We start from the raw sequence: 17,869 nt of genomic DNA on the forward strand, positions 1-17,869 counted from the left end.
GCGGCGTGGGGGCGCACGCGGCGTCACTCCACGGAGCTCTCTTCGAGGTACTGCTGTTCGGTGTGTCCGAGCGTGGCCGGATCCAGGCGGGTGCCGTCGCTGTAGAGGCTGGACTGCTGGATTGCAGTCCACTCCACATGGAGTTCCTCGAGCCTGCCGTGTGCTGCCTCGACGGCGGCCAGGAGTCGTTCGTGGACGGCCTGCTCGTACGCGGGCAGGAATGTGCCGGTGACCAGGCCGGCGGCGTGGGCCGCTTCGGAGGGCAGCACGACTGAGCGGGGGGCGTGCGGGTCGGCGTAGTTGTCGTCGAAGGAGGCGCTCGCGAAGGCGCCGAGCAGGTACTCGTGGGCGCTGCCGAGCCGTTCGACCAGGAGGAGTTCGATGCCTGCGCCGTTTGTAAGTTGGGCGGCGTACGGGATGCGGCCGTGTTCCACAGAGTCGATGAGTTCGCCCGTGTCCCACAGGAGCGGGACGAGGTCTTCCTGCCACACCGGGTGGGCGTAGACCTCGACCTTCACCGTCCACGTCCCGGGCAGGCCGTCGGCCAGCGCGGTGGCGTAGTCGCCCAGGTACGGGCGGGCGCCGCCGAAGAGGAGCACGCGGTGTCGGCGCGCGTTCTCCGCGAGAGCAAGCAGGTTGGGCTTTGCGCTGTCCACGTCGCGCAGGGCGTACGTGCCGTCGGGGCGCCGCTCGAATCCGGGCGTGAGCTGAAGAGCGGTGTTGGCCCACCGGTACTGCTCGCCCACGGGGACGGCGACCAGGCCGTCGGCCGGGCTGAGGGCGAGGATGATCTGTGCCAGGCCCCTGGGGCGGGGCGTCGTGCGGTCGTCCATGCTCACGCCCGGCTGGCGAGGGCGTTGCGCAGGCCGTGCCCGAACGCGTGGGCATGGCGGCGGGCGGCCAGCTCCAGCTCCTCGTACTGCTCGCCGCGGGTCATCTGACCGTCGTGCTTGCGGTACCGGTAGACGGGCAGCGGGAGCAGCACGCCGGGGCCCAGCGCGGTGACGCCGACGGCTGCCATGTAGTCCTCGCCCTGGACGAGTCCGCCCATGCCGCCCGCCGCGCGCACGAGGCGGGTGCGGGCCAGGATGGTCGTCGGCCCGACCGGGATGGTGTCCTGCGGCCGGGGCCAGTACGTCACCACGTCGCCGGCGGCGTGATAGCCGGGCGGGGCCGGGCATTCCCACAGGCGCCGGGAGCCGTCCGGCAGCCAGTCCTCGCTGTATCCGGCGACCCACCCGAGCTCGTCGGTGAAGGTCTCCAGACGTACGCCCAGGCTCCAGTCGGGGAAGACGTCATCGTCGTCGGCCCAGTTCACGAACTCGGTGCGCACCTCGTTCAGGCCGAGGTTGCGGGCGCAGGCGGCGCCGACCGGGCGAGGCAGGGCGAGGGTCCGGATCCGGGGGTCGGCGGTGATCGGGGCAGGCACGAGGGCGGGGTCGGCGCCGTCGAGGACGAGGACTGCCTCCCAGGGCACGGTCTGCCGGGTGAGGCTGGCGTGCATCTCCTGCAGGTAGGGCAGGCGCTCGGGGCGGAGCTGGGTGGCGATGACGACGGTGATCTGCGGGGCGGACAGAGATTTCTCCGGAGTGCGGTCCATGGGCGGGGCGTTCAGCGGGTGATCCGCGGTCGGGCGGGTGCGGGTGCCGGGGTGACCGGCTTCGTGATCTTCAGTGGGGCGGCGGGGGCCTGGATGGGCGCGGGCCGGTTCGAGTCCCACAGCGAGGGGGTGCCGGAGATCCGGGAGAGGGGGTCAGTGTCCCAGGACACAATGGGACCGCTGTCGTACCAGGTCAGGGCGATGACCTCGATGCCGTGGTCGTGCAGGACGTAGCCCCATTCCAGGCCCATGGCATCGGCGTTGGCGTCGGTGACCGGGATCGGCTTCGCGGGGGTGCCGTCAACGTTGAAGACGTTGTCGAAGGGAGCGCTCGGGCCGCGGTCGCCGTGGGGGTCGAGGCGCTCCCGCACGTTGTCGGGGGCCCTGTCCAGGAGGTCCATGCCGAGGTCCTTCCAGTCGTGGGGGCCATCGATGAGGTGCCGGCGCAGAGCGTCGAGGTCACCGCCGAAGCGGTAGCGGGCGGCGCCGAGCAGGAGCGGGAGCTGGTTGTCGGGGTAGCCGTCGTAATGGCAGTAGATGCCCTCGTAGCCGGTACCGGTGGGACGGGCGATGAAGCTGCGGGTGCTGATGGCGGTTTCCTTCGGGCAGGTGGTCAGCGGGCACGGGCGGCCGGGGCTGCGGGCAGAGCGGGTACAGGCCGGGCCACGGCCGGTGGGCGAGGCGGGAGCGCGGCGGCAGGAGTGGCGTGACGCAGGTTCACGCCGATCCCGTGCGCGGCGAGCCGGAGTGCGACGGCCTGGATCCGTACGGCGCGGCCAGCCTCGCCGTAGGAGGCGGGGAGGAGGAACGCGGCCTGGTGGGGCACGTACTGGAATCCGTGGACGTACAGCGCTTCCCTGGCTTCCTCCGGCACGTCCTTGTACGGCGTCCCGAGCGCCCCGTCCTCGTACCAGGTCAGGGTGAGGGTCTGGTCGACCTGCGGAGGGGCCTTGCGGTGCGGGGGTCCGGGCCGGTCGATGAGGCTGCGGCGTACCGCGTGACGAGCGATCTCGTAGCGGGGCAGCAGCCGTCGGGCGATGTGGGCGGCGGCCCGGACGGAATCGTTGGGGACCGCGATGCCGTTGGGCTCCTCGACCCCTACGAAGTGGTGCGGCTTGACGTCGGGGCTGAGGGGGGCGACGACGAACTGGTGGGGCCGCAGCGGCCTGTCGTTGACCTAGAGGTGCTGGCCGTCCGGGCCGTGGAGTACGGCCTCGTGGCCCAGGACGTACTGGTGGACGATGTACTCGACGTGACCGGTGTCCCAGAGACGTTCGATGGTGTCGAACTGGTCTTGGTAGGTGGGATGCCGCTGGTATTCGCTCGTCCACTGCCCGGGGAGACGGGCGGCGAGCGCGGCGGCGAAGAGGGACAGGTCGGTGCGTGCTGAGGGCATGGGTTCCCGGGTTGGTTGAACGTTTCTGCGGTCAATGCATGCGGGCGTCTGTGTCGAAAAGCTGCAGTTCAGCGGGGTGCAACTGGTGCTGAACCACGAAACTTCGACCCGCGACCTTCCACAGGCCACGGCCACGGGTGAGGTGGGAGAGCGCTCCGGATTCGACGTTGGTCAGACCGAGGAGTCCGGCGGCGGCTGCGAGCTGGTCGGTCTCCTGGCGGTAGATCACGCGGGTGGAGCAGTCGGCCATCAGGCCTTCGGCCAGGGCCCGGCTCTGGCTGCCGGCGTCGCCTGCGGTGAGTAGGTCGGACAGCCGGTGGATCACCATCAGGTTCGCGATGCCCAGGCCGCGGCTCAGCTTCCATTGGGCCTGCATGCGCATCAGGAGTGCCGGGTGGCGCATCAGTCTCCACGCCTCGTCGTAGACCACCCATCTCCGGCCGCCGTACGGGTCGGTGAGGGCTGCCTCCATCCAGGCGGAGGCGCAGGTCATGGCGAGTACGAGGGCGGCGTCGTCGGTGCCGCCCAGGCGTGAGAGGTCGATGGACAGCATGGGCCGGTACGGGTCGAAGGCCGTGGTGGAGGGAGCGTCGAACATCCCGGCCAGGTCACCGAAGACCAGTCGGCGCATGGCGTGGGCGAGGTCGCGGGCTGCGTCTCCGAGGCGCCCGGCGAGAAGGCCGCCGGCCAGGTCGAGACCCGGCTCGTCGGCGAGGGCGTGGGCGACGTCGCCGAGCAGCGGGAGCCTGCCGGACGCGGCAGCCCGGGCGACGGCGGTGCCGAGCGCGACGTCTAGGACGGTGTGCTCCATCGGCAGCAGGTCGCGGCCGAGGACCGTACGCGCCAGGGAGCCGAGCAGCAGCAGGCGGCGCTTGCGTACCTCCCCCTCCCACTCCGCCCCCGGTACCGAGGGAGGCCGGGGCGGCGCGTCCAGCGGGTTCAGCCTGCCGGGGAGCCCGGGCCCGAGGGCGATGGACGCACCGCCCAAAGCGTGGGCGACGGCCGTCCATTCCCCCTTCGGGTCGCACGGCACGTACACCCGGTACCCGAAGGCGACGGAGCGCAGTGCCAGGCTCTTGGCGAGCGCGGACTTCCCCTGCCCGATCACACCGGCCAGCAGCACGTTGGGATTGGTGAAGCCCTCGACCTTTCCGTACAGCTCGAAGGGGTCGAACGTGAAACTGCCCTCCGCGTGGAGGTCTTTGCCGATGTAGATGCCGTCGGCGCCGAGTCCGCCTTCGGCGAGGAAGGGGTAGGCGGCGCTCGCGACGGCGGTGGTCATGCGGTGGGCGGGGAGCTTGAGGCGGCTGCCGCGGGCGGAGAAGGGGCCCGGCCGCCCTGCGGGTGGGTAGGCCGCCTCGGGGTAGACGGCCTCGGCGGGCTGCTGTTCGGAGCTGGGGCCGGCGGCGGCGCGGGCGCGGGCCTCGGCGCGGGCGGTCTGCTTGCGCAGGGCACGGCGCTGGGCCCGGCCGATGCCTTGTGGCGTGAACAGGGGGGTCGCGCTGGCTTCGCGGCGGTGGGACAAGAGGATGCTTCCGGGGTGGTGGCGGTCAGGACGCGAGGTCGGCGGGGGTGGCCTTGCGCCGCACTACGTGGGAAGCGGCGAGGTGCCGCTGGCAGATGGTCAGCACGGGCGGGCCGTCCGGGAGCCGCTCTGGGTGGCAGCCGGTGCCGTCAGACGCGGCGGGGAGCAGGTGGAAGGCGGCGTGGACGGCGTCGGCTGCCTGCCACAGGCGGGTGCGGGCCGTGGCCAGGTGACGTCCCGAGGCGGGTCGTTCGGGCCGGGTGTGCTCGGCGAGCTGCTCCAGGAGGCGGTGCAGGTCGGTGAGGTGGGCGTGGAGGGTGTCGAGGTGGTGTCGATCGCTTGGCTGACCGGCACGGGTGGCGAGGAGGCGGGTGTGGTGGCGAAGGCCGGCGGTGGCCGCCCGGAGGTACGGGAGGGCGTCGCCGACGGGGTGTTCGTCAGGGGTCAAGGGGCTCCTCGTGGAGGGGGACGCCGGGGGCGGCGGGCGGATGGGGCTAGAGGGTGTTGCGGGCGAGGGGGAGGGCGCAGGCGGTGAAGGCGTCGGTCTGCTGGAAGAGCAGGCGCCGCAGGTCGACCTGGGCACTGGCAGCGGCGGTCTCCAGCTGGGCGCAGGCGGCGTCCAGGGCCTGGTCGGTGTCCGCGGAGACGGTGAGCAGTCCGGTCAGGGCGACGTCGGCGTGTCCGGAGATCAGTTGCTTCTCGCGGGTCTTGACGTCGGCGTACTCGACGTTGTCGGCTTCGGACTCGACCTGGCCGCGGCGCCGGCGCTCGGAGGCGTCCGAGATGATCGCGGACTTGCGCCGCTGGACGTCCCGCAGGGCGGACTCGATGCCCTGCGGCGCGTATACAAGGGAGAAGCTGCGGCGGACGCCGGTGCTGAACATGATGCTGTGCAGGAAGCCCGAACTCGTCTCGGTCCTCGGCCAGTTCTCGATCCAGTACGTCGCGTGCCGGGCGCTGTCGGTGATGACCCGGTCGGTCTCCTCAACCTGGGCGACAGGGCCGGCGGCGGCCGGATCGGCTTCGGCGCGGCCGGTGGAGGACCACTGCTCCAGCCGGGCGGTGGCGGCGGGGTCGTACGCGGTGCGCAGCACGGCGGCTATCTCGCGGGAGCCGAGCCAGCCGGTGACGGTGAGCCCGGCGCCGCGGGCGGCCTGGGCGACGGACGCGGTGGTCTGTGCCATGACGGTGAACGCGCCGTGGAGTCCTCCGCCTGCCTGGCCGATCAGGCGCTTGGCGGCCTTGAGGTCCAGGGCGATGGCCAGGTATGCCTCGTGGGGTGCGGCGGCGGGGCCGGCGGAGTCGACGAGCGCGGAGTAGATGTGTCCGGCCACGGGGGTCTGAGGGTTGCCGTGCTCGGTCCAGTGCCGGGCCAGGCTGTCGCCGGAGTCGGGCACGGTGCGTTCCAGGACTTGGACGGTGGCGACGTGCCCGGTGCGGGCGATGCCGGCGAGCGCCCTGCCCCAGGCGCTCACGTTGGCGTTCTGGGTTGCCGGATCGAGAAGTGCGAAGGCGCGGGAGCTGACCCGGGCGACGGCGGTGAGGGTCTGGCGGTGGGGGTCGTGGATCGCGGAGGCGCCGGAGGCGGCGGTGGCCACGCGCAGGGAGGCGGTGGTGCCGGGCAGGTGCAGCAGTCCCTCGACCTGGGGGCGGGAGACGGGCCGGGCCCGCCACATGGTCTGACCGGTACGGCGGCGGTGGGCGTAGCGGGCCACCAGGGGCGCCCAGTCGATCAGGGACCGGCCTTCCCGGCGCACCCCGACCAGGACGGCGGTGGTGATCCAGACGGGGGCCAGTGCGACGGCGCCCATCAGGCCGACGGTCAGCACGGCCACCAGCAGCAATGCCAGGGTCGAGGAGACGAGGACTAGCTGCGGGAGGGAGAGGCCCAGCAGGATCCCGCGCCGTGACCGGGTGGGGAATTTGACGGTGAGGGGGAGGACTTCGGACAAGGACGGTTCCCGGGGCGGGTCGGCCCGGGGCAGGGAGTGTGGTGGCCCTGCCCCGGGGTGGGCTGGCGGAGGGACTACAGGCCGGTCGGCGAGCCGGTCTGGGAGGCGCTGTCACCGTTGGCCGGAGCGCCGTGGGCCGGAGGCATCGGATCGGCGGGCGCACTGGTGCTCCACCCGCTCTGCTGGGACCCGGGGCCGCTCCAGCTCGGCGGACCGTCTGCCTGGCCGGTGTCCTGGCCGCTTCCGGTCCGGGCCTGCGGGGGCGCGGCCTGCTCCATCAGGTCGTGGAAGCCCCCGCCGGAGCTGCCGCCGGAGTCGCCCTTGCCCATGTCCATGCCGCCGGTCGGGTTGGAGGCGATGTCGCCGGGGAAGCCCCCGCCGCTGCCCGCAGCCTCGGCGCCACCACCGGCAGCGCCGGCTCCGGCCGCCGCGCCGCCGGTGGCCGCCGCAGCAGCCTTGCGCGCCGCGTTCTCGGCGTGCTGACGGGCAACCGTCGCGCCGGCGCCGCCGGCGCGGTGGAGGGACTCGCCGTCGGTTCCCTCAGCGGCCCAGTGCACGAACTTGAACGTCATCCACGGGCACAACAGGATCATGAGCATGATGACCATGCCTGCGGCGACGTCCGCGAGGGCGGCGACGCCGTCCTTGGCTTCGGTCTTGCCCATGGCTGCGATGCCGAGCACGAAGATGATCGTCATCAGCAGCTTGGAGACGACGAGGGTGGCGGTGGCCTCGATCCAGCCGCGGCGCCACCGTCGGGCGACTTCCCAGCCGCCGCCGGCTCCGGCGAAAATGGCCAAGGTGACGAGGATCAGGATGCCGACCTTGCGGACCATCATCACGCCCCAGAACAGGAACGCTCCGATCGCGCTGCCGAGGGCTGCGACGACTGCGACGAGCCAGCCCATTCCGGCGATGGAGCTGATCTGCTGGACCTTGACGATCCTGCGCACGGCGGAGGAGATGTTCGTACCGGAAGCCGCGAACAGCCCGTTGGACAGGGCGTCGACGACTTCGATGGCGACGGTGGTGAAGGCGATGGCGCAGAAGGCGAACAAGACGCCGGAGGCCGTTCCGGTCACCGCTTGGGCGAGGGCTTGGCCGTCGCGTTGGATCGCGGCTCTCACCAGCTGCGCGCAGAACGTCGCGACGAGCATCAGCAGGCCGATCGGCAGAATCGTCTCGTAGTTGTCGCGGAACCATCCCGCTCCGAGGTCGATGTTGGTGGTGCGGTCGATGGCCTTGGACGCGAGGTCCGCTGCTGCGGCGGCGACGTCACCGGCGCTTTCCGCCATCCACTTCCCGATCGCGCCGACGGGATCGGAGGCGAAGTCGATCACATCGCCGGCCTTGCAGAGGTAGCCGGCGACAGGCAGGTCACAAAAGCCCACGTCGGGCGTCCTTTCGGGAGGTACAGGCGGTGGCTACGGGGCGACGCGCGGGGCTATGGCGACCAGGCGGCAGTCCTTGCCGGGTCGGCACTGGACGGCGAGGGTGATCTGCCGGTCTTCGGCACCGCCTCCGCCGCCGTTCCAGGCGAGCTGGGTTTTGCCGCGCACCGTGACGGCGTAGATGTACGCCTCGGTGATGGCTTGCGGGTTGTCGGCCAGGGCCTGCTTGAACGCGTACGGAAAGTGCGCCTCCGACGTGGTGGCGCTGGCGTGCTGGCCGTTGTCCTTCAGCCGTGACCACAGCACCGGGTCGGGGATCTGGGCCTGGACGGAGTCCCAGTCCGCGTATGCGGACTCGCCGGTCATCCAGCTGTGCATGCCGGCGAGCTGGGCGTCGCGGCTGGTAGTGCGGGCATCGAAAGTCCACAGCATCACCGCGCTCGCCCGGGCGAACGCGAGCGGATCGGAGATCGGCGGCGGCCCGGCGACCGCGGACCCCGCTGCGGGCGCTGTCGGTACGGGAGCGGAGGGGGCCTTCGGTGCACCGGTCGGGCTGGTCTGCTTGCCGGATGCCTCGGGGCTCTGGTGGCTCCCGGTCCACCAGGCGACGGCGCCGGCGAGGACCAGCAGCGCGGCCAGTACACCGGCGAAAAGCAGGACGCGCCGGGGTGGCTGCCAGCCCAGGCCGAGCACGTCGAGGGAACGTTTCCTCATCGGACCTGCTGGCCGAGCGCGCTGAAGAACGCCACGATGCCGTTGGCCGCGCCCAGACCGAGGGCCGAGGCCGCGGCTACGACCGCGCCCTTCTTGCCGTTGGCTTCGGCCTGGTGGCCGCCGGAGTGGTGGCCCCAGGCCCAGACGCCGAGGCTGACGGCCAGGGCGCCGACCACGGCCACGATCCCGAACAGGTTGATCGAGTTCACGACGGTGCGCAGGACGTCGAGGCCGGGCAGGCCGCCGCCCTTGGGTGAGACGCCCGGATCGTAGGCAAGCAGGGTGATGCGTTCGGACAGGGGTGGAGTGAGATTGGCGGGGGAGATGGTGGTGCGCTCCTTGCATGCGCAGGACACGACGGGCCCTGCCGGGAACAGGAAGAAAAAGGGGGGAGGGGGAAGGGGCGCTCTGCGGCGCGAAGGTGGTCCGGTCCGCCCGGTGCCTCAAGGGCTGGCCGGGCGGACCGGTGTCACGGGAGACGGCGTGCGCTGTGGGCGGCGTAGTCGGCGAGGGTGCTGAAGCGGACCGGCTTTGTGGTGCGCGGGGCCTCGATGACGTAGCCGTGGCCGGCGTAGATGCCGACGTGCTCGGGGACCGCCGGGGTGCCGCGGCTGAACACCAGGTCGCCGGGGCGAAGTTGGTTCAGCGGGACGGCGTTGCCTTCCTTGACCTGGGTGTACGTGGTCCGGGTCAGGGTGATCCCGGCCTTCTTGTACGCCTGCTGGGTCAGCGAGCTGCAGTCGCAACGGCCCATCGGGTCCGGACCGTGCGGATCCAGGCACGAGCCGCCCCACTGGTAGAGGGTGCCGAGCTGGTTCATGGCCCAGGTGATGGCCGTCTTGGCGCGGGGGTCGGCGTCGGCGGGGATCGAGTACCCCTTGGGGACCGCCCCTTCGGGGATCGGTCCGGATCCGCTGCCGTCTTCGCCCGGAGCGCATGGGTCCGTCGCCGGGATGCCCGGGGTCTGGCCTTCGGTGGGCGGCCCGGAGCCCTTCAGCGTCGGGGCGATGGCCTGCTGCAGAGCGCGGGCGAGAGGCTCCCACTGGGCGTAGGCGTCGGGGAATCCGCTCAGCTGGGCGGCCTGCGCGGCCTGGGTCACCGTCATCTGCTGCCAGCCGGGAACCTTCAGCAGGCCCTGGTAGAACTTCGTGCTGGCGTAGACGGGGTCGCGCACCTGGGCGGGAGTGCCCCAACCCTGGCTGGGCCGCTGTTGGAACAAGCCCAACGAGTCGCGGTCGCCGTAGCCGAGGTTGCGCAGCCGGGATTCCTGGATGGCGGTGGCCAGGGCCACGATCTGGCCGCGCTCGGGCACTTCGAGCGTGATGCCGGTGGCGACGATGGTCCGGGCGTGGGGAATCTGCTCGGCGGGCAGGTCCAGGCCCTCGACGTGGACGTTCTGAGCGCCTGACCCGCCGAGGACGGCGGTGACCTGGCGCCGTACGGCGTCGGTGTCGACCGAGTCGGTGACGCAGGAGGTGCCCGGGCGCGAGGAGTGGCTCGCGGCTGCGGCGAGGACGGCGGTGCCAGCGAGCAGCGCGGGGGAGAGGCAGAGCACGCCGATCGCGGCGGCGATGCCTTTCACTCCCGGGCGGCCTCCGGCCGGCGGGCTGCGGGGATGTCACGTGGGGATGGAGAGGAAGAGGTCACGGGGAGGTCCTCGGGGTGGGCCCCGGCCGCACGGTGTGAAAGGGGGGAGGGCCGTGCGGCCGGCGCGGTGGAGGTGGGCGAAGAGCCCCGGCTCGGGTGCGTGTTGCCTCACACACCCGGTGGGACGGGGGAGGTTACGGGCGGAACATGGGTGTGCCTCCTGGGACGTTCAAGGAGTGCCCGCAGCGGCGGGCTGGTGAAGAGCGGGACGGCGGGGCGTCTTACGGGCGGAACATCAGCGAACTCCTGGAGGGGTGCCGGGGCGGGAAACCGGGATCGAACTGGGGTGCCAGGTGAGCGTTGCCTCGCCCACCAGGGCGGAAGGGGATTACGGGCGGAACATGAGCGGCACCTCCTCGGCCGGCGCAGTTGCGGGGAACACGGGCGAGGTCAGCAGGGGCGGGACATGGGCGGCCTCCCTGTCAGGGTCTGGAGCGGGCGAGCGGGCTGGGAACGGCGAGGCAGCGGGCGATGGCTGCGTGCGGGGTCACGGACGGAACACAGGGGCCTCCTGCGGGAGAGGGAGAAGCGGGGGAGGGTCGCCATCAGCGGTGTCCGCCGGGCAGTGACAAGACAGTAAGCCCGAATCCCCGGTCACCGAAATCACGGGCCGATTCCGCACAATTTCCGGGGTTCTTGGTCGGCGATGCGTCTCAACCGGGAATCGTCACCTACAGTTTGGGACCTCCCCGCGCCGCCTGCCCGCATGTCTTGCGATGGCCGCCGCACGGTCTGGAGCCTTCCCGTCTGCATCCCTCACCGAATTGGGGTTCCCCTTTGTCATTTTCCCTTCACCAGGGCGACGCGCTCAGCGTGCTCGCGACTCTGCCCGACGGCTGCGCCGATTCCGTCATCACCGACCCGCCGTACAACAGCGGCGGCCGAACTGCCAAGGAGCGCACGAGCCGCTCTGCCCGCCAGAAGTACGTCTCCGCGGACGCCCAGCATGCGCTGCCGGACTTTGTCGGCGAGAACATGGACCAGCGCTCGTACACGCTCTGGCTGACCCAGATCATGACCGAGGCCCACCGGGCCACCAAGGTCGGGGGTACGGCGCTGCTGTTCACCGACTGGCGGCAGCTGCCGGCGACCACGGACGCGCTCCAGGCCGCTGGCTGGCTGTGGCTGGGTGTCCTGACCTGGCACAAGCCGCAGGCCAGGCCGCAGAAGGGTAAGTTCCGGCAGGACTGCGAGTTCATCGTCTGGGGCGCGAAGGGCAAGATCGACGCCGCCGCGAACCCGGTCTACCTGCCCGGCTTGTACAGCGCCTCGCAGCCCTCGGGCAAGGCTCGTCGGCACATCACGCAGAAGCCGGTCGAGGTAATGCGGGAGCTGGTGAAGATCGCCCCTCTCGGCGGCACCGTGCTCGACTTCTGTGCCGGATCGGGCAGCACCGGGGTCGCCGCGCTGCTGGAGGGTCGCGACTTCATCGGCATCGAGAAGACGAAGGAGTACGCGGCTGTTGCCTCCGAGCGCCTCACCGAGACGGTCCGGCAGGTGTATTCCCAGGGCGATTTCGACCTGACCTCCTGACCGGGCTGTACCACAGCCCGATCCCGTGGCAGGCGGAATATAGCGGCAGATCCCCGGTTTCCGAAACCGGGGATTCTCCGGACCATCAGGGCCATCGAATTCACGGCCCTGGCTGCAAGGAGAACCCCTTTCGTGTCCGAATCTGCCGAGCCCCGCCATGGCGGGGAAATAGAGCCGGTCCGTCTGCCGGACGCTGACCTCGAATCGATCGAGGCGTCCGTCCGCAAGCTGCTCGACCAGTCGGCAGAGCAGGCCCGCATGATCGACACACTGGCCTCCGCGCCGCCTGCGGACCCGATGGCCGCGAGCATGCCCTTCGCCGGGTTCCCCGGCATGCCGTCGTTCACCGCCCCCACCCCGCCGCCGGACCCCAAGCCGATCTTGGAGCTGGAAGGCGAGGAGTACGAGGACGAAATCGCTGCGCTGACCGACTGGGTGGACGACCACCTCATGGACGTCTACGGCGCCGAGATCACCACCGCGGCACCATGGTGCGAGCAGTGGCAGGAGCACCTCGACGTCGTCGCGTGGCTGCACGCACTGTGGATGGCCTACCACCAGCACAAGGACGCCGAGGCCGGCCCCAGTGGCATGTTCGTGTGGCACCGGGACTTCCTCACCCACTGCATGGCCTACGTCCGCGCCCCCGGCGGCCCCCTGAGCGCCTGCCAGACCGACCCGGACCGTGCCGAGCACCGCCTGCTGCGCGGGCCGGGCCCCTCCACACGGTCCGCCGCCCGCGAGTCGGAGGCCCAGACGACCGGCGGCGCCCCGGCCTCGGACGGGGCCGGGTTGTGACGCACCCACCGCAGCCTCCGCCGGCGTTCGGCCTCTCCTTTCACCCCGAGGCCCTCAATGACCTGCTCGCCGCTCCGGGTGACATGCGCGACCTTGGGCTCGCCCTCATCCAGGACGTCGTGCGCGCCCAGGTGAGAGGGCCCGAACTCACCGCCGAGCTGACCGGCTACCGCAAGCTCTACCTCGGCTCCCGGGTGCAGTACCGCATCGTCTACGACTACCGCCCGGCCCCGCCCGGCTCCAGCCACCGCACCAACGTCCACATCGTCGCCGTACGCCCCCGCGCCAAGCACGACATCTACGACACCGTCCGGGCCCGCGTCGGCCGCCCCCGCCCCGCAGCCGGGCCCCGCGCGTACGCGGCTCGTTCTCTCTCGCCACAAGTCCGGCCGCGCCCTGCCTTCACAGCGGCGCCTCCAGCCGCGGCGTTCCCGGTCCCCGGACTCCCCGCACCCGCCCGCATCGCCACCACGAATTCCCCGAAGGGTCCTTCGCGATGACCAACCTCACCGCCCAGTCCTCCTCCCTGCTCCAGGCCCTGATGACGGCCCTCCTCGAGCCCCGGCCGGCTCCGCACCCGCGCCACCAGGCCCTGCTGGATGCTCGCGAGCGTCAGCTGGAAGTGGAGGCGGAACTGAGCGCCTGGGCCAGCCGACCCCAGCCCACGAGCGAAGCCGCCCAGGATAAGGAACTCGACGACCTGAGCAATCTGCTGGTCGAGCACGCCAAGGCGGGCCGACAGGTCTCGTACCTCCTTGGCGCCGACACCTGCTGCTCGCCGTGCGCCGACTCCGAGCAGCCGCCGACCGTCCTGAGCCGCACCGCCGACAATGCGGTCTCCGCCTTCGCCGCCCCGTGCATCCTGGCCGCCTGCCTGGACGCCTTCGCCTTCCACGGCAGCCCGGACGCACTGTCCTCCGTCGACCTCGTCGCGGAGCTGCGTACCCTGCCCGGCTTCGCCGAGGGCCGCTGGCCGTACGCCGAACTCACCCAGACCCGCCTGGCCACCCTGCTGCGCCCGTACGAGGTGGCCAGCCGCGACATCACCCTCGGCGACGGCCGGCGCCGCAAGTCCTACCGCCGCTCGGCCCTTCTGGCCGCCATCCCGGCCGACTGTGACTGCCGTCCGTCGTGAGCGCCTGCGAATCCCCGGCAACCGCCCTGGACGCCGCCATTGAGCAAGTCGTCGGCGACCTGACCGTTCTGCATCACGACCATCTCCGCGGGCTGCTCCTGGCGGAGCGGGCCGCGCTCGCTGCCGTACACCGGGAACTGGTGAATGCCGAGGGCGCGGTCGCGTACCACCGCAACGTACTGAAGCGCCTGTCCTCCGGCAGCTACCCCGTGGATACCCCGCTCCTGGACCGCCTGCGCCGGACTGTGCACGACCTGGCCCAGGCCACGGCCGCCCGCGACCGGCTGCAGGAGGGTGTCGCTGCCGCCTTGGAGGCGGTCAAGGCCGCCGCCCCTGCCCTCGTCCCCGCTGACGACGAGCTGACGGCGCACGACTTCGCGGCGCTCCTCTCGCTCGCCGGCGGCGGCACGATGCGCGAACACCTCCTCACCCACCGGGTCTCGGTCCGAACAGTCCAGGGCCGTCTCATCGACCTTCCGGCATTCCAGCGCCTGGAATCCCACGGACTCGTCACCCGGGACACGTCCCGGGCGCTAACCGTCGGCCAGCCGGTCGCCTTGACCGACACCGGCCGGACCGCGCTGCTCGGCACCCGCCGTCCACCGGCCATGGCCACGCCTTTGCCTGCCCGCCCGGCCGGGGCCTGGCCGGCACAAGCCCGACAGCACTGACCCAAGGTGCCCCGGGGTTCGTCCCCCTCCGCCCCTGAAGAAGGAAGCCCGCCACACGTGCCTCTTCACCAACCCGACTACGAACTGGACGGCTTCGAGCCCGCCGATGACGGCCATCAGCAGCACTACGAAGATCTCGACATCTCTTCCTTCAAGGTGCTCGGCGAGTACCGCACGTACACCGACGCCTACTTCGTCCTCCTCGACGAGGGAGCCACGTACGTCATTCCGGGAAGCCCGCAGCTCCGAGCCGTTCACGTTTCCCGTGACCTGCGCGCCCGCACCTTCGAGGTCGACTCCAAGGAACTCCCGCTGTACGCGATGGCCCAGTCGTACCTGATAGCCCGAGGCTGTCCCTCCGACGCGCTCGACGCACCGGAGGGCGTGCACGACCCCGCAGACGACCGCACCAGGGCCCTGGAGGCGCGCGTCCGCGGAGATGGTGACCACTTCGCCCTGCTGGCCAGCTACACCGACGACATGCGCGACCCCGTACAGACGGTCGTGATGCTGCGCTCCCTTGACCCCCAGGCGGCGCCGGAATTCCGGATCCTGCTGGAGCAGTTCGACTGGGACTCCAACAGCCACACCCTGCGGGAAGGCGGGTTCGAGACCTACGCCGCAGCGGTCGATTGGTGGGAGGCATGGTCGGACGAGGAGGCCCCGGCGCTACCGCCGCCGGCTCCGACTGCACGCCGCAGCCCGGCCCAGACCGCGCCGGCGACACCCTTGCCGCCGGTCTCCCGTCGGTCTCAAGGACGCTGAACACGGCTTTCGCCGAGCCCGTTTCGGCGGACCGGCGGCGCGCAATATAGCCGCCGATCCCCGGTTTCGGAAACCGGGGATTCTCCGGACCCTTTGCAACACCACCGCCCCACTGAGGGCGGTCACTTCCTGTTGTTCTGCCTGGTCTGGAGCCATCCGCTGTGTGCCACACACCCGCGTCCATCACCGCCACCGTCCTGAGCGGCACCCCATCCCGTTGCGCCGCCTCCGCGGTAGTCAGCTCCGTCACGCCCCTTTCGGCTCGGCGGGCCGAGCCGGTGCTCGCCGTCGCCGTCCGTGCCCGTGCCGACGGTGACTCCACGGCCGTCGGTGTGCTGCGGCGCGGGGAGCCGTTCACGGCTTCGGTCACCGACGGCGCCTGGCTGCACGTCACCACTGCCTCGGGCATCACCGGCTGGGTTGACGACGGTGACCTCCGTCGCGACGGCTGCCGTCGCCCGAACTGACCCACCCGTACGTTCCCCTCTTCCAGGAGCCACCTTTCGTGTCCGACATCCCCGACGTCTTCGACGGCGACGTGCTCGGCTTGTTCGCCGAGCGGATCGAGGCCCAGTTCAGCCTGGGTCTGCCCGAACTGGCCCAGGCCGTCCAGGCCGCTCCGCACGCCTACCCCAGTGCCACCCAGGTGGTCCGCTGGTACGCGCTGCTCACCGAGGCGCAGCAGGGAGTGGAGACGGCCGAGGACGCTCTGGTCTCCGCGCTGGAGACGGCGCCGGGGGACGTGCTGGACGACCCGGTGATGGAGTTGGCCCACCGTGTGAACTACGCGGTTGCCGCTCGTGACGGTCGGGCGCAGGTCCTCCGGTTCCTCTTGGAGTCCCCCGTCGAGCAGGCCCGCATCCAGCGGCGCTTCGGACCCCGGGTGACAACGACCTTGCCCACTGCCGTCCCGGCACAGCCCGCGCGGATCAGGGGCGGTGCCCGATGAGCGATGCTCGCAAGCCCAGTACCCAAGACGCCCGCCTGGAGCAGGTGTTCGGCGGGCCCTTGGGCCAGCTGCACCAGCGCGCGGTCCGCCCCGGCAGCTCGCCCGCCCTGGTCCGGGCCTTGGAACTGCGCGCCTTCCTCGCCTTGGCCGAGGCCCAGGTCGTACGCGTCCGCGACCGTGTCCACGCTGCCATGGCCCCCGACGCCGAACTGGACTCGCTGTCCTCGGACACGCTCCGGTTCGACGCCGAGTGGCTGGAGGCCGCACTGGCCGGCCGCACCGGCTACCGCATCGCGCTGGAGAAGCTGCTCTCCGCGATGCCACCGCCAGCCGCCCGGCCGCCGGCCGCCCCCCTCCAGGTCCGGTCCGCCGTCGTGGGCAGCGGCCTACGGCCCGCGCCCACCGGCGCCGAGGACGTGGCGGCGGCCCGGGGACGCTGAGTGCCCGATCCGTACTCTGCCTCCCGGGCGACGGGCGCGCAGATCGAAGCGCTCTACGGCCGCCCGGTCACCGGCCTCGCCGCGGACGCCGTGCCCGGCAGCATGCGCTACGCCCTGCTCAACAGCTTCGCCGCCCTGCAGTACGCCGACCGCGCCGTCGCCTTCCACACCGAGCAGCTCCACCGGCTGACTCACCCCGACCGCACGATCGAATCCGTGGATGTCGGCCACATCTCCGACGCCACCCGCCGCCTGGCACACGCAGTCACCGTCCGCGACTCCCACGCCCAGGTTCTCGGCGACGTTCTGAACAGCCTGGCTCGTGTCCCCGACACCGAGTCCCCGGCGCCCGCCTCCCAGGCCACGGCCGTCACACCGGCCATGCCGCCGGTCGCGTCTGACGGGCCTGCCCGCTCGCGCTGACCCCCTCCTTTCTCCTTCTTCTCGTCCACCCCGCGCCGTCTGGAGTTACCGCCTTGGCTGCTGCCCACCTGCCTTCCAACGACCTGCCCCGCGTTGCCGAAGCGCTGGAGATGATCACGCCGCGCTGGAGCGTGTGGGTGCTGATGACGCTGGCCTCCCAGCCCGGCCCGCTGCGCTACACCAAGCTCAAGGAGCACCTGCCGTGGCTCGGCGACGGCCAGCTCCACCCGCGGCTGCGGGCGCTCTCGGATGCCGGGCTCGTCGAGCGCACCGCCCAGACCCGACTGCACGTCACCTACGGCCTGACCGCACGCGGACGGGAGCTGATGCCGTCGCTGACCGCCCTGGCGGGCTGGGGCGACGGACACCTGGAGAAGAACCTCGTCCTCAACCCCGTCACCGGGAGGACGGAGCCGGAGCGGATACCGGCTGCGCAGAACGCCGAGGACACCCTCGCCGTGATCGGTCACCGGCACGCCACCGTGCTGCTGTGGACCCTCAAGGCCCGCGGGACCTCGACCATGGCCGCGCTCTCGGCCGAGGCGATGCCCGACCACAGCCCCAGCGCGATCTACCCGCCGATCCGTCGGCTCATCGACGACGGCCTGGTCGCCGTCACCCGCGATGACGCCGCCTCGCTGCAGCTGACCGCCCCGGGCCAGGCCCTCGCCCCGATCTACCTGGCTCTTTCGACCTGGGCCACCGCCCGCCCGCTTCCCGAGGCCCAGGCACACCCCGTCTGGGGCGCACCCCGTATCCCGGCCGCCACCCGTTCCGGGCAGTGGGCCGCCCACCAGGCCCGCAAGACCAGCCCGGCCGTGGCCGTAGCCCAGCCGCCGGCCCCGGCCCCGGCCACCGGGTGGCGGCCCGTGGATCTGTTCTCCGCACCGACCAGCGGACCGAGCCGGTGACGCCTAACCGACCACTGCC

The 17,869-nt window shown here is 71.7% G+C and carries 23 protein-coding genes; 11 read left to right on the forward strand and 12 right to left on the reverse strand.

Annotated features, from left to right (window positions below; translation table 11 throughout):
• Positions 1–23 precede the first annotated feature (23 nt).
• The 12 genes from OG444_RS32205 to OG444_RS32260 all read right to left on the reverse strand — a co-directional run bounded on the left by OG444_RS32205 (position 24) and on the right by OG444_RS32260 (position 10,160).
• Positions 24–833, reverse strand: coding sequence for a hypothetical protein (locus OG444_RS32205; protein ID WP_327265445.1), 810 nt, complete (start codon positions 831–833; stop codon positions 24–26).
• 2 nt (positions 834–835) lie between these two features.
• Entirely contained in the window at positions 836–1,600 is a 765-nt protein-coding gene (locus tag OG444_RS32210; RefSeq protein ID WP_266354009.1) for a glycosyltransferase family 2 protein, read from the reverse strand.
• A gap of 11 nt (positions 1,601–1,611) precedes the next feature.
• Positions 1,612–2,001 (reverse strand): hypothetical protein, encoded by a 390-nt coding sequence (locus OG444_RS32215; protein ID WP_266444566.1) that lies wholly within the window; start codon positions 1,999–2,001, stop codon positions 1,612–1,614.
• Positions 2,002–2,213: 212 nt separating this feature from the next.
• Positions 2,214–2,474 (reverse strand): hypothetical protein, encoded by a 261-nt coding sequence (locus OG444_RS32220; RefSeq protein ID WP_266444569.1) that lies wholly within the window; start codon positions 2,472–2,474, stop codon positions 2,214–2,216.
• Positions 2,475–2,777: 303 nt separating this feature from the next.
• Positions 2,778–2,996 carry a hypothetical protein gene (locus tag OG444_RS32225; protein WP_266444571.1) on the reverse strand — a complete coding sequence of 73 codons (219 nt, stop codon included), beginning with the start codon at positions 2,994–2,996 and terminating at the stop codon, positions 2,778–2,780.
• Between the two features lie 31 nt (positions 2,997–3,027).
• Positions 3,028–4,521: an ATP-binding protein gene (locus tag OG444_RS32230; protein ID WP_327265446.1), complete on the reverse strand. Its 1,494-nt coding sequence runs from the start codon at positions 4,519–4,521 to the stop codon at positions 3,028–3,030.
• A gap of 25 nt (positions 4,522–4,546) precedes the next feature.
• Positions 4,547–4,969, reverse strand: a complete 423-nt coding sequence (locus OG444_RS32235; RefSeq protein ID WP_266444575.1) for a DUF6238 family protein — start codon at positions 4,967–4,969, stop codon at positions 4,547–4,549.
• A 46-nt stretch (positions 4,970–5,015) separates the two neighbouring features.
• On the reverse strand, positions 5,016–6,473 hold the full coding sequence (locus OG444_RS32240; protein ID WP_266444578.1) for an SCO6880 family protein: 1,458 nt from the start codon (positions 6,471–6,473) through the stop codon (positions 5,016–5,018).
• A 74-nt stretch (positions 6,474–6,547) separates the two neighbouring features.
• The gene (locus OG444_RS32245; RefSeq protein WP_327265447.1) at positions 6,548–7,864 is read right to left on the reverse strand and encodes an SCO6881 family protein; all 1,317 of its coding nucleotides are present in this window, start codon (positions 7,862–7,864) and stop codon (positions 6,548–6,550) included.
• Between the two features lie 33 nt (positions 7,865–7,897).
• Entirely contained in the window at positions 7,898–8,578 is a 681-nt protein-coding gene (locus OG444_RS32250; RefSeq protein WP_266606564.1) for a hypothetical protein, read from the reverse strand.
• A complete protein-coding gene (locus OG444_RS32255) occupies positions 8,575–8,877 on the reverse strand; it encodes a hypothetical protein (RefSeq protein ID WP_033221681.1) in 303 nt (100 codons plus the stop codon). Before OG444_RS32255 ends, OG444_RS32250 begins: the two co-directional genes overlap by 4 nt.
• 170 nt (positions 8,878–9,047) lie before the next feature.
• A complete protein-coding gene (locus OG444_RS32260) occupies positions 9,048–10,160 on the reverse strand; it encodes a C40 family peptidase (RefSeq protein ID WP_327265448.1) in 1,113 nt (370 codons plus the stop codon).
• Positions 10,161–11,002: 842 nt separating this feature from the next.
• Here OG444_RS32260 and OG444_RS32265 point away from each other — a divergent pair.
• From OG444_RS32265 to OG444_RS32315, 11 genes are all read left to right on the forward strand, one after another.
• A complete protein-coding gene (locus OG444_RS32265) occupies positions 11,003–11,758 on the forward strand; it encodes a DNA-methyltransferase (RefSeq protein ID WP_266820178.1) in 756 nt (251 codons plus the stop codon).
• A 132-nt stretch (positions 11,759–11,890) separates the two neighbouring features.
• Positions 11,891–12,556: a DUF4913 domain-containing protein gene (locus OG444_RS32270; RefSeq protein WP_266820176.1), complete on the forward strand. Its 666-nt coding sequence runs from the start codon at positions 11,891–11,893 to the stop codon at positions 12,554–12,556.
• An 83-nt stretch (positions 12,557–12,639) separates the two neighbouring features.
• Positions 12,640–13,056 carry a hypothetical protein gene (locus tag OG444_RS32275; protein ID WP_327265449.1) on the forward strand — a complete coding sequence of 139 codons (417 nt, stop codon included), beginning with the start codon at positions 12,640–12,642 and terminating at the stop codon, positions 13,054–13,056.
• Entirely contained in the window at positions 13,053–13,691 is a 639-nt protein-coding gene (locus OG444_RS32280; protein WP_327265450.1) for a DUF3631 domain-containing protein, read from the forward strand. Before OG444_RS32275 ends, OG444_RS32280 begins: the two co-directional genes overlap by 4 nt.
• The gene (locus OG444_RS32285; RefSeq protein WP_266444596.1) at positions 13,688–14,362 is read left to right on the forward strand and encodes a hypothetical protein; all 675 of its coding nucleotides are present in this window, start codon (positions 13,688–13,690) and stop codon (positions 14,360–14,362) included. Before OG444_RS32280 ends, OG444_RS32285 begins: the two co-directional genes overlap by 4 nt.
• A gap of 57 nt (positions 14,363–14,419) precedes the next feature.
• Positions 14,420–15,127, forward strand: a complete 708-nt coding sequence (locus OG444_RS32290; protein ID WP_266444599.1) for a hypothetical protein — start codon at positions 14,420–14,422, stop codon at positions 15,125–15,127.
• A 161-nt stretch (positions 15,128–15,288) separates the two neighbouring features.
• Positions 15,289–15,594, forward strand: coding sequence for an SH3 domain-containing protein (locus OG444_RS32295; RefSeq protein ID WP_266444602.1), 306 nt, complete (start codon positions 15,289–15,291; stop codon positions 15,592–15,594).
• Between the two features lie 38 nt (positions 15,595–15,632).
• A complete protein-coding gene (locus OG444_RS32300) occupies positions 15,633–16,076 on the forward strand; it encodes a hypothetical protein (RefSeq protein WP_252310303.1) in 444 nt (147 codons plus the stop codon).
• Entirely contained in the window at positions 16,073–16,516 is a 444-nt protein-coding gene (locus OG444_RS32305) for a hypothetical protein (RefSeq protein WP_266444605.1), read from the forward strand. The genes OG444_RS32300 and OG444_RS32305 overlap by 4 nt, the downstream gene beginning before the upstream one ends.
• Positions 16,517–16,939, forward strand: a complete 423-nt coding sequence (locus OG444_RS32310; RefSeq protein ID WP_266444608.1) for a hypothetical protein — start codon at positions 16,517–16,519, stop codon at positions 16,937–16,939.
• Between the two features lie 53 nt (positions 16,940–16,992).
• Complete coding sequence (locus OG444_RS32315) at positions 16,993–17,850, forward strand: winged helix-turn-helix transcriptional regulator (RefSeq protein WP_327265451.1); 858 nt, start codon at positions 16,993–16,995, stop codon at positions 17,848–17,850.
• Positions 17,851–17,869: the final 19 nt, after the last annotated feature.

The organism is Streptomyces sp. NBC_01232 (assembly GCF_035989885.1).
In the GTDB taxonomy this organism is placed as follows: domain Bacteria; phylum Actinomycetota; class Actinomycetes; order Streptomycetales; family Streptomycetaceae; genus Streptomyces.

Coding starts and splice junctions, on each gene's coding strand:
- OG444_RS32215 (WP_266444566.1), bottom strand. CDS start 2,001: ATGGACCTCCTGGACAGGGCCCCCGACAACGTGCGGGAGCGCCTCGAC.
- OG444_RS32275 (WP_327265449.1), top strand. CDS start 12,640: ATGCGCGACCTTGGGCTCGCCCTCATCCAGGACGTCGTGCGCGCCCAG.
- OG444_RS32205 (WP_327265445.1), bottom strand. CDS start 833: ATGGACGACCGCACGACGCCCCGCCCCAGGGGCCTGGCACAGATCATC.
- OG444_RS32280 (WP_327265450.1), top strand. CDS start 13,053: ATGACCAACCTCACCGCCCAGTCCTCCTCCCTGCTCCAGGCCCTGATG.
- OG444_RS32210 (WP_266354009.1), bottom strand. CDS start 1,600: ATGGACCGCACTCCGGAGAAATCTCTGTCCGCCCCGCAGATCACCGTC.
- OG444_RS32250 (WP_266606564.1), bottom strand. CDS start 8,578: ATGAGGAAACGTTCCCTCGACGTGCTCGGCCTGGGCTGGCAGCCACCC.
- OG444_RS32225 (WP_266444571.1), bottom strand. CDS start 2,996: ATGCCCTCAGCACGCACCGACCTGTCCCTCTTCGCCGCCGCGCTCGCC.
- OG444_RS32305 (WP_266444605.1), top strand. CDS start 16,073: ATGAGCGATGCTCGCAAGCCCAGTACCCAAGACGCCCGCCTGGAGCAG.